12 protein-coding genes are annotated in these 16,633 nt (G+C 40.3%); 10 read left to right on the plus strand and 2 right to left on the minus strand.

Translation table 11 applies throughout. The features are described from left to right. Window positions 1–494 precede the first annotated feature (494 nt). The 3 genes from NU887_RS03655 (at window position 495) to xylA (ending at window position 5,174) form a co-directional block, all read left to right on the plus strand. Entirely contained in the window at window positions 495–2,138 is a 1,644-nt protein-coding gene (locus NU887_RS03655; RefSeq protein ID WP_258421990.1) for a sodium/sugar symporter, read from the plus strand. A gap of 12 nt (window positions 2,139–2,150) precedes the next feature. Beyond that, window positions 2,151–3,641 carry a xylulokinase gene (locus NU887_RS03660; protein WP_258421991.1) on the plus strand — a complete coding sequence of 497 codons (1,491 nt, stop codon included), beginning with the start codon at window positions 2,151–2,153 and terminating at the stop codon, window positions 3,639–3,641. Window positions 3,642–3,860: 219 nt separating this feature from the next. Beyond that, window positions 3,861–5,174 (plus strand): xylose isomerase, encoded by a 1,314-nt coding sequence (gene xylA / locus NU887_RS03665; protein ID WP_258421992.1) that lies wholly within the window; start codon window positions 3,861–3,863, stop codon window positions 5,172–5,174. Window positions 5,175–5,937: 763 nt separating this feature from the next. Here the strand turns inward: xylA and NU887_RS03670 are convergent. Together NU887_RS03670 and NU887_RS03675 are read right to left on the minus strand one after the other, a co-directional pair. Beyond that, window positions 5,938–6,231 carry a hypothetical protein gene (locus tag NU887_RS03670; protein WP_258421993.1) on the minus strand — a complete coding sequence of 98 codons (294 nt, stop codon included), beginning with the start codon at window positions 6,229–6,231 and terminating at the stop codon, window positions 5,938–5,940. Between the two features lie 28 nt (window positions 6,232–6,259). Beyond that, complete coding sequence (locus tag NU887_RS03675) at window positions 6,260–7,354, minus strand: glycoside hydrolase family 43 protein (protein WP_258421994.1); 1,095 nt, start codon at window positions 7,352–7,354, stop codon at window positions 6,260–6,262. 108 nt (window positions 7,355–7,462) lie between these two features. Between NU887_RS03675 and NU887_RS03680 the strand changes: the two genes are divergently transcribed. The 7 genes from NU887_RS03680 (at window position 7,463) to NU887_RS03710 (ending at window position 16,606) form a co-directional block, all read left to right on the plus strand. Next, window positions 7,463–9,196, plus strand: a complete 1,734-nt coding sequence (locus NU887_RS03680) for an arylsulfatase (protein ID WP_258421995.1) — start codon at window positions 7,463–7,465, stop codon at window positions 9,194–9,196. A gap of 54 nt (window positions 9,197–9,250) precedes the next feature. After that, window positions 9,251–10,885, plus strand: a complete 1,635-nt coding sequence (locus tag NU887_RS03685) for a sulfatase family protein (protein WP_258422053.1) — start codon at window positions 9,251–9,253, stop codon at window positions 10,883–10,885. 497 nt (window positions 10,886–11,382) lie between these two features. Further along, window positions 11,383–11,862 (plus strand): hypothetical protein, encoded by a 480-nt coding sequence (locus NU887_RS03690; protein WP_258421996.1) that lies wholly within the window; start codon window positions 11,383–11,385, stop codon window positions 11,860–11,862. 20 nt (window positions 11,863–11,882) lie between these two features. Then, window positions 11,883–13,019 carry a sensor histidine kinase gene (locus NU887_RS03695; protein ID WP_258421997.1) on the plus strand — a complete coding sequence of 379 codons (1,137 nt, stop codon included), beginning with the start codon at window positions 11,883–11,885 and terminating at the stop codon, window positions 13,017–13,019. Then, entirely contained in the window at window positions 13,016–13,435 is a 420-nt protein-coding gene (locus tag NU887_RS03700) for a response regulator (RefSeq protein WP_258421998.1), read from the plus strand. The genes NU887_RS03695 and NU887_RS03700 overlap by 4 nt, the downstream gene beginning before the upstream one ends. Window positions 13,436–14,062: 627 nt before the next feature. Further along, window positions 14,063–14,863: a 3-keto-disaccharide hydrolase gene (locus NU887_RS03705; RefSeq protein ID WP_258421999.1), complete on the plus strand. Its 801-nt coding sequence runs from the start codon at window positions 14,063–14,065 to the stop codon at window positions 14,861–14,863. Window positions 14,864–14,944: 81 nt separating this feature from the next. Further along, window positions 14,945–16,606, plus strand: a complete 1,662-nt coding sequence (locus tag NU887_RS03710) for an FAD-dependent oxidoreductase (RefSeq protein ID WP_258422000.1) — start codon at window positions 14,945–14,947, stop codon at window positions 16,604–16,606. The last annotated feature ends 27 nt before the right edge of the window (window positions 16,607–16,633 follow it).

The raw sequence follows: 16,633 nt of genomic DNA on the forward strand, positions 1-16,633 counted from the left end.
AAACTATAAATATTTTATTAAAGTTCTATACCCTTAAAGCAAAAAAATGATTGAATTTTGCAAAAAAATTCTCGGGTTTCTAAACAATAAATTAATTCTTTATTTAAATTATTTAGTTTAAAATGATTTTCTACCAAACCAAATAGGCAAAAATGTACACAAAAAGAAAAATAAGAGATATTTTTGTCTGAATTTGGATTCTAATAAAATTTCAAGTTATCCGTTTTTCTTATTGATAAAAAAAATAAAATTAAGAATTAGTTTTTTTAGAGCTAATGGAAATTTTAATACTTCGGTCTCCAAAAGCTTTTCATTTTTTGACAAAGGAGGAAGAAACAGACAACCTAACCTTTCCTTTTGCCGCAGGTATAAATATTCAAAAACAGTATTGAGATTGGCCGAAAACATTATATTTGAAATTAATTCGCTTAAAAATTGAAATTATCTTCTGCAATCGATTACGAATAAAAATCATTTACAATAAACCATAACCTATGTTATTAGAACCCTTAGACCTCGCCGTATTTATCGGATATTGTTTGCTGATAGTTGGCATGGGCCTTTTTGTTTCCCGGGAGAAGAAAGGCCATATCAAAGATTCAAAAGATTATTTTCTTGCCTCCAAAGCGCTGCCGTGGTGGGCGGTAGGGGCATCCCTTATTGCCTCAAACATATCTGCTGAGCAGTTTATCGGTATGTCAGGCTCTGGATTTGCTTTGGGATTGGCAATATCCACCTATGAATGGATGGCTGCAGCTACACTCGTGGTAGTGGCTATTTTCTTTTTACCTGTATATATCAAAAAAGGAATTTATACCATGCCGGGCTTTTTGCTCGACAGGTATGATACCAGGGTAAGGACCACCATGGCCATATTTTGGTTGTTGTTGTATGTATTCGTTAACCTGACTACAGTACTTTATCTGGGTGCTTTGAGTTTGAATACCATCCTTGACGTTCCTATGACCTATGGAATTATAGGATTGGCTTTGTTTGCAATGGTCTACTCTATTTATGGGGGATTAAAAGCGGTTGCTTGGACAGATGTGGTGCAGGTAGTTTTCCTGATCGCAGGTGGTCTTGCCACAACTTATATAGCCCTTCAAATCGTTGGGAGCGGTGATGCATGGGACGGTTTGAGTTTATTGAGAAGAGAAGTCCCAGGTCATTTTTCCATGATTTTGTCCGAAGGTGAAATGATGGTTTCCGATGGAAAAGGTGGCATGAGAGATGCTTATCTTGATCTTCCAGGTATCAGTGTTTTGGTAGGTGGAATGTGGATTACCAACCTGAGTTATTGGGGATTTAACCAATACATCACCCAGCGTGCTTTGGCAGCAAAGAATCTTGATGAAGCCCAGAAAGGGATGATTTTTGCTGGTTTTCTTAAATTACTCATGCCATTGATCGTGGTGATTCCTGGAATCGCTGCTTGGGTAATTGTAAAGAATGGAATTGATGCAGATTTTATTGCATCTATGAATGACCCTGTTACAGGGTTGATCAAATCAGATAGGGCTTATCCTACTTTGCTTCAGATTTTGCCTGTTGGTTTGAAAGGTTTGGCATTTGCAGCATTGACTGCAGCTATTGTTTCTTCCTTGGCTTCTATGGCCAATAGTACATCGACGATTTTTACGATGGATATCTATAATCAATATATTAATAAAGGTGCATCTGAAACCAAGCAAGTGAAGGTCGGCAGGATAACTGCTTTGGTCGCGTTTGTGATAGCTGCCATTGTGGCCCCGGCATTGGGGACACTTGATCAGGCATTTCAGTTTATCCAGGAGTATACAGGATTTGTTTCTCCGGGTGTTTTGGCGATTTTCTTCTTTGGTGTTTTCTGGAAAAAAGCCACTTCAAATGCAGCATTGACAGCAGCTGTTCTGACTATTCCATTGTCCACTGCTTTGAAATTTGGAATGCCAAACCTTCCATTCTTAGATAGAATGGGCGTGGTGTTTTTGATTATTTCTGCCTTGATTATTATTATCAGCTTAATAGAGGGTAAAGGAAAAGACCATCCAAAAGGTATTGAGATTAACAAGGAACTTTTCCGAACAAGTATGGCCTTTAAAATCGGTGCAATACTTATAGTGGGAATCTTAGCAGCTCTTTACACTGTATTCTGGTAAAAACCATAAAGTATGAGAAGATTATTGATTGGGTATGACATTGGAAGTTCTTCAGTAAAAGCAACCCTTCTGGATGCGGATACAGGCAAAGTCGTTGCCTCAGAAGGTTTGCCTAAAGTTGAAATGACCATTTCCGCCCCTCAAAAAGACTGGGCGGAACAAGACCCTGACATGTGGTGGAAGTATATTATTGATACCACCCATGCCATAGTCAAGGGAGGAAATATCCAAAAGGGAGAACTGAAAGCAATCGGAATTTCCTATCAGATGCATGGATTGGTTTGTGTGGATAAAAATGGAAAAGTTATCCGTCCTTCCATCATTTGGTGTGACAGCAGGGCTGTAGGGATAGGAAACAAAGCCTTTGAGGAATTGGGAGAGGAATATTGCCTTCCCCATTTGTTGAATTCTCCGGGAAACTTTACGGCATCTAAGCTGAATTGGGTCAAGGAAAACGAGCCTGAGCTTTTTGCCAAAATTCATAAAATCATGCTTCCCGGTGATTACATCGCCATGAAGCTTTCCGGTGAAATCAAAACTTCGGAGACAGGTCTTTCAGAAGGGATTTTCTGGGATTTCAAATCAAATGGATTGTCTAAAAAGCTATTGGAATACTACGGGATCGACGAATCCCTGATCGCAGACGTGGTACCTTCTTTCTCTTTTCAGGGAAAGGTGAATTCCGAAGCTTCGGAAATTTTGGGAATAGAAACGGGCGTACCGATTACCTACCGGGCCGGCGACCAACCCAATAATGCCTTTTCTCTAAATGTATTGGAAGAAGGCGAATTGGCAACGACTGCAGGTACAAGCGGGACAGTATATGGAGTAAGTACACGAGCGGTATATGACCCGAAATCCAGAGTAAATACCTTTGTCCATGTCAATCACAAGCAGGAAGATCCAAAATATGGTGTTTTGCTTTGTGTCAACGGTACAGGAATTTTGAATTCCTGGCTCAAAAAACTACTGGGAGGTGAAAGTATTTCCTATCCTGAAATGAATGACATGGCAGCGCAGGTTCCGATAGGATCTGAAGGTCTGAAGTTCATTCCATTTGGAAACGGTGTGGAAAGGATCATGGAAAACAAATCCGTGGATGCGCATCTTTCAGGCATCAATCTTCTCAAGCATGACAAGAGACATGTTCTCCGGGCAGGGCAAGAGGGGATAGTTGCTTCGCTGACTTATGGTTTTAGCATCATGAAAGACATGGGCCTAAATCTCAACACTGTCAAAGCGGGAAGAGCAAATATGTTTTTGAGTCCATTGTTCAGAGAGGCTTTTGTCAATATGAACGATGTCACTCTAGAACTCTATGATACTGACGGTTCGCAAGGTGCAGCCCGAGGTGCCGGGATCGGGGCTGGAATTTATGCCTCTCCAAAAGAAGCATTTCAGGGTCTTGAAAAATTAGCATCAAAAGAACCTGACCCTTCTTTGGTCATTGCCTATAAGGAAGTCTATGAAAGTTGGTTGGATGCATTAAAAAAAGTGCAGTGATCGGTTTTTGCAGTTTACAGTACATAGTTTACAGTGTGCAGTCCCAGCGTATATTGAGTACATACCAGTTACTGAATACTGCTTACTGAACACTGAATACTGCTTACTGATCACTGAACACTGCTTACTGAACACTGCCAACTGACCACTGAATACCGAACACTGCTTACTCAAATCTCACATCTCAAATCTCAAATCTAAAAATAACCTATAAATACCATGTCAAAAACCTATTTTCCAAACATCGACAAAATCAAGTTTGAAGGAAAAGGCTCAAAAAATCCATTTGCTTTCAAATATTATGATGAAAATAAAATCATTGGAGGGAAGACCCTGAAGGAACATTTTAAGTTTTCAATTGCCTATTGGCATACCTTCTGTGCCACAGGTGCTGATCCTTTTGGACCGGGCACGATGGAGAGACCTTGGGACGCCAATCCAGATGCGGTTCAGAGAGCGAAAGACAAAATGGATGCGGCCTTTGAATTCATCACCAAAATCGGAGCTCCTTACTATTGCTTCCATGACATCGATCTCATAGATGAAGGAAATTCCCTTTCCGAATACGAAAACAGGATGCAGATCATCACTGATTATGCCAAGCAAAAACAAAGTGAAACCGGGGTGAAGTTGCTTTGGGGGACAGCCAATGTATTCTCCAATCCACGCTATATGAACGGTGCTTCTACCAATCCCGACTTCAATGTCGTGACTTGGGCAGGAACTCAGGTGAAAAATGCGATCGATGCCACCATCAAATTAGGCGGAGAAAATTATGTGTTCTGGGGAGGAAGAGAAGGTTATATGTCTCTTTTGAATACCGACATGAAACGTGAAACCGAGCATCTTGGCAGATTTTTGACCATGGCTAGGGATTATGCAAGAAAGAACGGATTTAAAGGAACGTTCTTTATCGAGCCAAAGCCGATGGAACCTACCAAACACCAATATGACTATGATTCCGCCACAGTGATCGGTTTCTTGAGACATTTTGGGTTGGATAAGGATTTCAAATTGAATATCGAAGTCAACCATGCGACATTGGCGGGCCATACTTTCCAACATGAACTACAGGTAGCAGCTGATGCAGGGATGTTGGGTTCCATCGATGCCAACAGAGGAGATGCGCAAAACGGATGGGATACCGACCAATTTGCCATCAACCTTCAGGAATTGACTGAAGCGATGTTGGTGATCCTTCAAGGCGGAGGCTTACAAGGTGGAGGAGTAAACTTTGATGCGAAAGTAAGAAGGAATTCCACAGACCTTGAAGATCTTTTCTTGGCACATATTGGCTCCATGGATGCTTTCGCAAGAGGCATGTTGATCGCAAATGATATTTTGGAAAACTCAGCTTACCTAGATCTGAGAAAGCAGCGTTATGCTTCATTTGATGCAGGAAAAGGAAAAGAATTCGAAGAAGGAAAGCTGACTTTGGAGGATTTGAGAAGCTTGGCAGTTGCCAACGGCGAACCAAAACAAACAAGCGGCAAGCAGGAATTGTACGAAAATATCCTGAATGAATTCATTTAGGATTTAACCCATCATACATGAAAAAACCGTCTAGTGTCAACTAGACGGTTTTTTTATTTGGTGCTAGGCGTAACCGATAGGCGGATCCGCGAAAATTGCGGGATGCAATTAAGCCCCGAGAATAGAAATTTCAATGGTTTACTAATAAGGAATCTTATACTTCAGGGAAATCTTTTATTGGAACATCTGTGGGGAGGAGGTCGGCGGACCGGGCCGGCGGTGGCACTGCGCGCGGATAGGATTCCACCGACTTGCCTTTTTTGGTTATTTTTTGTGGTAAGACAAAAAGTGACACGAGAAAAGATCGTCGAGATTTAGTCAAATAATTGAAAAAGAGAAAGACGACCTTCCAAATTAATTGAACCTTCCCTGTTTTTGGTGCGAAGCCAATTCCTGACTTTCCCTTTTTGCTCCCAAAAACTAACGACATCCATTTTCTATAACACCTTGCACGGGGCTAATATTATTCAGCCCGCTTCGGGGCTGTTGGTCGAAGGAGACCCTAGAATAGAAATTTAAATGGTTTACTAATAAAGAATCTTATACTTCAGAGAAATCTTTTATTGGAACAACTGTGGGGAGGAGGTCGGCGGACCGGGCCGGCGGTGGCTCTGCGCGCGGATAGGATTCCGCCCACTTGCCTTTTTTTGGTTACTTTTTGTGGTAAAGCCTGCCCCGTATTTATCGGGGACAAAAAGTGACACGAGAAAAGATCGTCGAGATTTAGTCAAATAATTGAAAAAGAGAAAGACGACCTTCCAAATTAATTGAACCTTCCCTGTTTTTGGTGGGAAACCAATTCCAATATTTTCTTTTTTGCTTCCAAAAACCAAAGGCAACTCATTTTCTGAAACCCCGAGCTGCGGTGCATGGAAATTTGTTTGGGTATAAAAATCAGAGAAGCGCCTTGCACGGGGCTACTGATATTCCGCCCGCTTCGGGGCTGTTTGTCGAAGGAGCTAAAATCAGAATATTTCCCTCCCATTTGATTGTTGAAAAGTGCAATCATAAATAAAAAAACACCGTCAAGAATCACTTGACGGTGTTTTTTTCTCAAATCTCACGTCTCACATCTCAAATCTCCATTACTTCCTCATCGGCTCAATGGTCTGGATCGTGCCATCTTCATTGTGTACCAATTCGGTCATTTTGATATTGCGGAGGTGAGTTTTGTTTGCGAGTTCGGTGTCATGGTAGAAGAGATACCATTTGCCTTCGAACTCTACTATCGAATGGTGGTTGGTCCATCCCTGAACAGGATTAAGAACCACTCCTTGGTAAGTAAATGGTCCATAAGGATTGTCACCTGTTGCGTAGGCAATGAAATGGGTATCACCTGTTGAGTAGGAGAGATAATATTTCCCATTATACTTGTGCATCCACGCTGCTTCAAAAAACCTTCTGTTGTTATCACCTGCCAAAATTGGATTTCCCAAGGAATCCAAAATCTGAACAGGTTTTGCTGCCTCTGCTAGTTCCATCATGTCATCAGCCAACTTTGCCATTTGGGGCATGAGCGAAGGTTGGTCAGGAGCAGGAATTCCATCTGTAGGTCCTGCCCCGACAGGTTGGTGCTTACCGTCCCGATATTGCTGCAATTGTCCACCCCAGATTCCTCCCCAATACATAAAATAGCTGCCATCGTCATCTTTGAAAACTGCAGGGTCTATACTGAAGGTACCTTTCATCGGTTCGGGATTGGCAACAAAAGGACCATAAGGTTCATCAGAAACTGCGACTCCGATTTTGAATATGTCATTGGCATCTTTTGCAGGAAAATAGAGAAAATACTTTCCGTCTTTTTCCGCTGCATCAGGGGCCCACATTTGTCTTTTTGCCCAAGCCACGTCTGCCACATCCAATACTTTGCCATGATCTGTGATCACACCACCGGGCTTTTCCATAGAATATACATGGTAATCCACCATGTTAAAGTGAGCACCCATATCATCCTCTTTTACATCAGATTCCACATCATGGGAAGGATAAATGTAGATTTTTCCCTCAAATACATGGGCAGAAGGGTCAGCGGTAAACAAATCACTAATTAATGGTGGATTTAAAAATTTGGAGGTTTCTGTTGATTCTACCGCCTTTTCTTCTGTTTTTGGTCCACAAGAAAAAATCACAAAAGGAAGTAAAGCGGTAAGTAGAAGGGTTTTTTCTAATCTTGTTTTCATAGGTTATAGGTTTTTTGACCTCTAAAAATAGGGATAAGCATTGATATTCTTTGATGTTTTTCAATAATTTCAGGTATCTTGATTGTAAGATCCAAAACCTGAATGACCATGAAATTCACGCCCTCATTATGTTTTTTACTTTTGTTTGCTTGGTTATTCTTCAGTTCATGTCAGGTAAAACCCACCCCTCCAAAACCTAATGTTTTACTCATCATCACGGATGACCAAGGTTGGGGAGATTTATCATTCCATGGCAATAAGCTGATTGAAACCCCCAATATTGATTCTTTGGCTTCCCAATCTATAGTTTTTGACAGGTTTTATGTTTCCCCGGTCTGTGCACCTACAAGGGCAAGTCTTCTTACAGGAAGATATCATCCTGCAACCGGCACCACTTGGGTGACACACAGAATGGAAGTGATGCGGGAGGAAGAATTGACCATTGCTGAGATCCTTCAGTCCAACGGGTATAGGACAGGCTTATTCGGTAAATGGCATCAGGGGAAACAATTCCCCCATGACCCTATCGGTCAGGGTTTTGAGGAGTTTTTGGGATTTACGGAAGGCCATCTCAACAATTACTTTGACAGCAAACTCACCCATAATTTTGAAGAAGTCCCTTTTGAAGGTTATTTGCCGGATTTCCTGACTGACAAAACGGTGGATTTTATGGAAGGAGAAGCTCCTTTTTTTGCGATGATTTCTTTTAATACTCCCCACAGTCCTTTTCAGGTTCCTGACAGTTATTTTGACAAATACAAAGTCAAAGGCCTCAGTGACAAGGACGCTGCGGTTTACGGAATGGTTGAGAATATTGATGACAACATCGGTAAGCTGATGTCTTTTCTCAAACAAAGCGGGAAACTTGACAATACCATAGTCATCTTTATGACAGACAATGGACCCAATGGCGTGAGATTCAACGGTGGCATGAAAGGGACCAAAGCCCATTTGGATGAAGGAGGGGTGAGGGTTCCTTTTTTTATGCGGATTCCCGGTCAAGATACTCAAGTGATCAAACCTTGGGCAGCACACATTGATGTGCTTCCGACTTTGATGGATATTTTGGAAATAAAGATCGCTGAAGAAATTGAAGTTCACGGCAAAAGTCTATTGCCGTTGATCAAGGGTAATCCGCAATGGGAGGACAGGTACTTTTTTACTCATCATGTCAATCAGGATTTTGATACGATTCCTGGAGCGATTCGAAATCAAAAGTATCTTTTGACCCTGCAAAAAAACAAAAAAGAGCTCTACGATCTGGAAAATGATTATTCCCAAAACCATAACATCCTTGTTGAAAATACCCAATTGGCAGAATTGATGGAGAAGGAATATTTGGCTTGGTTTCAAAATGTAACAAAAAAAGGAATAACTCCGCCTTTGATCCAAGTGGGACATGCGCATGTTCCCCGAATAGAACTCCCTGCACCGGATGGAAAAATGGAGGGAGGAGTCATGTTCAAAGGAAAAATGGGTTGGGCCAATGATTGGTTTGTGGGATTTTCATCAGAAGCCGATCGGGTATCTTGGGACATTGAGACGGTGCAGGACAGTGACTATGAGATTTATCTCCAACTTTCAAATGCAGCTCCTTTCCAAATAATACTTGAAATGAATGAAGATGAATGGGAAATAGAAGTGCCAAAAGCCTATTTTGCTGAAGAAATTTCGAGTCCGGACCGAGTTCCCCGGGGGGAAGTAACAGAAAAAAAATGGCCTCTTGTCCCTTTAGGTAAAAAGAGGTTTGAAAAAGGACCGCTGAAACTTGCCTTAGGGACAAAAGGCGGAGCGGATGCCAACCTTGAGATAAAGTCAGTTATTTTGAAAAGAGTGGATTGAAAAAAAACAAAAGATGCTATGAATAAAATATTTGCCTTGTTGATTGTAGTCTTGATGGTAACGGAAACAACCGCAAAGATGGACAGCCTTGGGTCCAATCAGGAAAAAGGAAGACCAAATATCATCTTTATCATGTCGGATGACCATGCCTATCAGGCCATCAGTGCCTACGATGACAGGCTGATCCAGACCCCAAATATTGACAGGATTGCCAATAATGGAATGCTTTTTTCCAATGCCTGCGTCACAAATTCCATTTGTGCACCTTCTCGTGCGACGATTTTGACAGGGAAGCATTCCCATCTCAACGGCAAAACTGACAACCATTTCCCCTTTGATACGACCATGGTCACTTTTCCCCAACTGCTAAAAGCCAATGGTTATCAGACTGCCATGTTTGGGAAACTGCATTTTGGTAACAATCCAAAGGGCTTTGATCAATTCAAGATTTTGCCGGGACAGGGGGCTTATTACAATCCGACTTTTATCACCAAAAACGAAGGTACCATCGAGGTAGAGGGCTATGTCACTGACTTGATTACAGACTTTACTTTGGATTGGTTGGAGAATGAAAGGAAGGAGGAAGATCCGTTTTTTTTGATGTATCTCCACAAGGCCCCTCATCGGGAGTGGCTACCTGCTGAGCGCCATCTAGAGGAATTCTCCAAAAAAACATTTCCTGAGCCGGCCACCCTTTTTGATGATTATTCTGGAAGAGGTTCTGCTGCAAAAGAGGCTGAAATGAATCTTTTGACCCATATGAATTGGTCAGGGGATTCCAAATTGTATCCGGAAGTGATGGATCAGTTGGGAATTCCGGATGCATCGGGTTGGGACAAAGGAGCTTTTCAAAGAGAGGTTGGGAGGATGAGTCCTGCTCAAAGAGCCAATTGGGACAAAGTTTATGGCCCAATGAATGATTCATTTGTCAAATCATATCACTCTATGAATGAGGTAGATAAAATGAAATGGCGGTATCAAAGGTACATGCAGGATTACCTTGGAACCATTGCCGCTGTCGACGAAAATGTCGGAAGGGTTTTGGACTACCTTGAGGAAAATGGTTTGATGGAAAACACCATCATCGTCTATACTTCGGATCAAGGATTTTATCTAGGAGAACATGGTTGGTTTGATAAGAGGTTTGTCTATGATGAGTCTTTCAAAACCCCATTGATGATCTCATGGCATGGAAAAATCAAGCCTGGAAGCAAGTCAGATGAAATGGTTCAGAACCTTGATTTTGCTCAGACTTTTCTCGAAGCAGCCAATATCGAAGCACCATCAGACATGCAAGGAGAAAGTCTGATGCCTTTGCTAATAGGGCAGTCGGATAAGTGGGACAGGGATGCCGTGTACTATCATTATTACGAGTACCCCTCTATCCACATGGTCAAAAGGCATTACGCCATTGTGACCAAGGAGTATAAGTTGATCCATTTTTATTATGATGTGGATGAATGGGAATTATATGACAGGAAAAATGATCCAAAGGAAATGAAAAACGTCTATGAAGATCCTGCCTATGCTTCTATAAAAAAGACGCTTCATGGACAATTGAAAGCCCTTAGAATTAAATATGGCGACTCTTCCCAAATCAGTCAAGAACTGCTCGAAAGGTATCTCAAAGAAGTAGGCAATACCCAAGGTTCTTTTGTACGTTCCTTTAAGAAAGTTGGGAATGAATGAGGTTAATTTCTTTGCTTTAGTGCTAATTTTATAACAATCATGAAATGATCCTTTCCATCAATTTGATAGATGTTATATCAGTGTTTATGAATTGATTTTAAATGATTTATCAAAGGATTTTGAATTATACCTGCTCATTTATTTTTAAGCCTCAGCAAAATGGATTGACCATTATTCTAAAAAATATCATTTTTTTGCCGGAGACTAGGGTTGATTATCCTGAATAATTTGCTTCTTTTTCATGGAACCCGCATTGTGGTCCTCCTGAACCAAAACGATCCTGACTAAATTGAACCATCAATGGAAACCCAAAAGTAAAGACATATTTGCCAAGAACAAGTCTTGCATATATAATGGTAAGATTCTTTGAAATATTGTTGCAATATGGATTAAAAGAAAAACCAGTGTTTCATTTGAACAGTGGTTTTTTAGTTGATTTTATGGCCAACTTTATCCAAAAGTCTTTATATTTATTTAAACTAAACCAAAAATAGCTTATGGAACAGGTAGGAGAATTTATTTCTAAACTATTTTCCGCTGAGGATTGGCCTGCGAGGTGGGTTTGTGGAAAGTGGTCATCTTTTCATGGTTGGATTTATATTACAAGTGATATAGCAATCTGGTTGGCATATTTTGTAATTCCGGCTATCATTATTTTTTTCGTCCAAAAAAGACACAACCTTCCATTTTTACCTGTTTTTTGGTTATTCGGGGCTTTTATCATCCTCTGTGGAAGTACACATTTGATGGATGCCGTGATGTTTTGGTGGCCTGGATATAGACTAAGTGCACTCTTGAGGGTAATGACTGCCCTGGTAAGCATGGCAACGGCGCTTATGCTCATTAGAGAATTACCAAAATTAATAGAAGAAAGACCGGAGGATGAGTTGAAAACTTATCAACTGGAAAAACAATTGAAGCAGTATGAAGCGGAGATTTCTGAGTTAAAAGAACTGCTGAAAAATAGGCCAAAATAATGCTTTCCAACCGCCAATCAATGTTGTATTTACAAAACGCTGCTTTGATTTTCATTGCTGGAGTGATTGCAGGTATAGTGTTCATTGTGGATTTCAACACAGACCTAACAATAGCGGTAGCGAGTATGTATTGTATGGTGATTTTATACAGCTGGTTATTGCCTGGAAAATACTCGACGATTTTTGCTGCATTGATATGTACTTTGCTCACTATAATCTCTGCAATTCATACAGATGGGATAGGTAGGAGCGATAATGAACTATCAAAATTGAATGTTATTATTTCTTTGGTTGTAATTTGGGTATGTGTAATCCTTGTTTTTATTGCCAAGAGCAGTTTTTCAAGTATTGAAAAAATCAACAAACAGTTGTCAGAAAATGCCTATAAGCTTTTTGAAACTGTGAAAGAATTAGATGTCCAAAAAAAAGAGCTGTCAGAGCATAAAATCCAACTTGAAAAACTAAACACCCATCTTGAAGTTAAAAACAGAGAATTGGAGCGGTTTACCAGTATTGCAAGCCATGACCTTCAAGAGCCACTTAGAACTATTGGAAATATGAACCAGCTGATCAAGAAAAAGTACTATTCAACTTTTGATGATCAAGGAAAAAAAATTTTAGAATATGTATCAACGGCTACCGTAAGAATGATCAACCTTATTAAAGGGCTTTTGGAATTTAGCAGAATAGGAAATAAAAGGGAATTAACAGATGTAGATATTCACGAACTTGTACATATGATTACTTTGGATTTTGGAATGGCGTTGAAAACAGTCAATGGAAGTATTGAAGTTGGTGAATTACCGGTGGTTCAAGGAAATCAAGTGGAGCTCAGGATGCTTTTCCAAAATTTAATAGGAAATGGTTTGAAATTCAATAAACCGGATGTTCCGCCAATAGTTCAGGTTTCTTTTACAGAATCAGGTTCTCATTATCAGTTTTGCATAAAAGACAATGGCATCGGAATAGATAAAGATGATTATGAAAAAATATTTCTGATCTTCCAAAGGTTACATTCTGTGGAAGAATATGAAGGTACCGGACTGGGTCTTGCCTACTGCCGAAAAATAGTTGAATTGCACGGTGGAAGAATTTGGGTTAACTCAAAAAAAGATGTTGGGAGTTCTTTTAATTTCACAATTGAGAAAAGAAAATGAGTAAAAAAATCAAAAATTTGGATTGCGTATTGTTAATTGATGACGATCATGCCACAAACTTTTACCATACGCTTATAGTAGAGGAAGAATGGGCTGGGTTGCCTGTACAATCAGTGTCCTCTGCCAAAGAAGGACTTGACTTTCTGCTTTGCAAAGGTCGATATTCAAATTGTCCAAGACCGGGCATTATATTTTTGGACATCAACATGCCAGGCATGTCAGGCTGGGATTTTATGGAAAAGTATAATGAACTATCCAAAGATATTCATGACAGGGCTGTTGTAGCCATGCTTACGACAAGTATTAATCCAGATGATCTCAATAGGGCTGCAAAAGTCCCTAGAGTTAAGGAATTTATTTCTAAACCTTTGACTCCTGAAATTTTTTGGAAGGTGGTCAACGAAAATTTCATTTGAAAAGAAGATTAGATATTTGGAAGATTTTTCTGGGTTGTAAAATTGATTGATTTATGGTTTTGATTTTTTCTGTAACAGCAATAGCTATGTGGTTTTTTATTTAACCCCAATAATTATTTGGTAATGCAGTTCCTTTCATTTACCAGAAATTTGATGTTTTGAAATTTTTTCAACTATGGACAGCGGTTATTTGACGATACAGATTCAGTTCTCATTCTGGTTCTGTGTTTTTTCTGAATCCTTAATACTCGGTGCTTTAGTGACTTTATTTTTGGATCAAAAGATTTAGCGGTCTGCCTGCTTATCTTATTCCGAAACCAACATTGATCAGAGAAATCGTTGGACTATTTATTTCGCCTTCGGTCAAAAACAATAAACCAATCGAAAAATATTGTTTTCCGAGCCGGTTAATTTGGAATAATTTGAACCATATATTCCCTTTATGAGCATTTTCAATTTTAAGGTGTTGAGGGACAAAATTCGTGGTTATCGATTCTTTCCATATGGCGCTTCTGATTCCTTATTTAAGTAAGACCGCAAACCATGATGTTGAAGTTCAGAAACAGGATTTGCTATCAATAATGCCTCTGAAATAAATTTTGTATCTTCTCCCCAAAACCCCAACAAATGAACAGGTCAATAAATCTTACTTTATCTTCAATAATAATTATGACCGTGTTGTCATGTGGAGAAAGCAAAACCAATGAAAGTGAATCAGAATCATGGCAATCCCTCTTTGATGGAGAAAGTCTAAACGGATGGATTCCTAAATTCCACAAACATGAGGTAGGCGACAATTTCGGTGAAACCTTTAGGGTCGTTGATGGATCGATTCAGGTTAACTATGACCAATATGAAGTTTTTGAGGAAAAATATGGACATCTATTCTACAAAGAGCCCTTTTCATCCTTTCATCTCAAATGGGAATATCGGTTTACCGACCAATGGATGGCTGATGCTCCGGATTTTACTTTTCGAAACAGTGGTGTCATGTTTCATTCCCAAGATCCCAAAACCATACTCAAAGATCAAGATTGGCCTGTTTCGGTAGAGTATCAGATGTTGGCCGATGCCGAAGATGGCAAACCTCGACCAACTGGAAATATGTGTTCTCCCGGCACCCAAGTTTATTTTGAAGGAGAGTCCGATCCGCGACATTGCATCAATTCCAATTCTGCCACTTTTCCTTGGGACGAATGGGTCAAGGCAGAACTTATTGTTTATGGGGATTCTTTGGTTTTTCACCTGGTCAATGGCGATACTGTTCTTCAATATACAAAACCACATCAAAAGCTTTCCGGAGGTGTGGCCAATGGATATCAAAGTGATTTATTTGAAGAAGACAGGCCTTTGAAATCCGGATATATTGGATTGCAGGCTGAAGGCCAAGGAGTTGAATTCAAAGAAATCAAAATCAAAAAACTGTAATCCAATTAACCCCTAAACATTTAACCAATTACTTGTTCTGAGCGCAGTCGAAGTAACCATTAACCAATAACCTAATAACCAATGTCCAAAACCCTCAATCTCCTAATAGCAATTCTTCTGATAGTGTTTTCTGGCTGTAAATCAGAAAACGATTCTTCTTACGAAGCCGATCTTATCATTTACGGTGGTACTTCGGCAGGAATCACTGCGGCTGTTCAAGCAAAAAAGATGGGAAAAACAGTGATTGTAGTTTCACCTGATATTCACCTTGGAGGATTGTCAGCCGGCGGATTGGGCTTTACCGATACAGGGGACAAATCTGTGATCGGAGGTTTGTCAAGAGAGTTTTACCATCGGGTTTATATGCACTACCAAAATGATTCGGCTTGGAAATGGCAAAAAAGGGAAGATTATGGTAACAAAGGACAAGGAACTCCGGCCATCGATGGCAATGCCCGAACAATGTGGATTTTTGAACCGCATGTAGCGGAGATGGTTTTTGAAGATTTTGTCAGAGAACATGAAATCACTGTCCTAAGGGATGAATGGCTGGACAGGGAAACCGGTGTCGTAAAAGAAAAAGGAAAAATCATTTCCTTCAAAACGCTTTCAGAAAAAACCTTCAAAGGAAAAGTATTTATCGACGCGACTTATGAAGGAGATCTGATGGCTGCGGCAGGCGTCAGTTATCATGTAGGAAGGGAATCCAATGAAACCTATGGCGAAACATGGAATGGAGTTCAGGTCGGAGTATTCCAACACAGGCATTATTTCAAGGAACCTGTGAGTCCTTACGTCATCCCTGATGATCCCAATAGTGGACTTTTGCCTGAAATTTCTGATTTTCCACCTGGAAAAAACGGTGAGGGGGATCAGCGCCTACAGGCATATAATTTCCGCATGGCGCTGAGTCAGCATCCCGATAACCGGGTTCCTTTTCCAAAACCGGAGAATTATGATCCTAAACGATATGAGCTTTTAGCCCGGGTTTTTGAAAGTGGCTGGGATGAGACTTTTGACAAGTTTGATGACATTCCCAATCTAAAAACCGACACCAATAACCATGGTCCTTTCAGTACTGATTATATCGGGAAGAATTACAGCTATCCAGAAGCCAGTTATGAAGAAAGGAAAATGATGATCAAGGAGCATGAAGATTACCAAAAAGGATTGATGTATTTCTTGGCAAATGACCAAAAAGTACCTGCCAAGGTGAAGGAAGAAATATCAAAATGGGGATTGGCAAAAGATGAATTTATGGATAACGGAAATTGGCCACATCAGATTTATGTCCGTGAAGCAAGACGCATGATCGGAGATTATGTGATGACCGAACATGATGTGTTGGGAAGAAAAGAGGTGCCAAAATCTGTAGGCATGGGCTCTTACTCCCTGGATTCACACAATGTACAGCGTTTTGTGACCGAGGAGGGATTCGTTCAGAACGAGGGTGATATCGGCGTTCATCCCGAGAATCCTTACAGCATTTCTTATGGAACCATTGTTCCTAAAAAACAAGAATGCGAAAATCTTTTGGTTCCTGTCTGCGTCTCAAGTTCCCATACCGCATTCGGCTCCATTAGAATGGAACCTGTTTTTATGATTTTGGGACAATCAGCGGCTACAGCGGCAGCATTGGCGATTGACGGAAATATGGCGGTTCAGGATTTGACTTACGAAAAAATCCAAGCTAGACTGAAGGCAGATGGGCAGGTAATGGTCTTGGAAGAAAGATTAAAATAAGCCTAACTTTTTTAATCTATATGAATA

The sequence above is a fragment of the Aquiflexum gelatinilyticum genome (assembly GCF_024741135.1).
In the GTDB taxonomy this organism is placed as follows: domain Bacteria; phylum Bacteroidota; class Bacteroidia; order Cytophagales; family Cyclobacteriaceae; genus Cognataquiflexum; species Cognataquiflexum gelatinilyticum.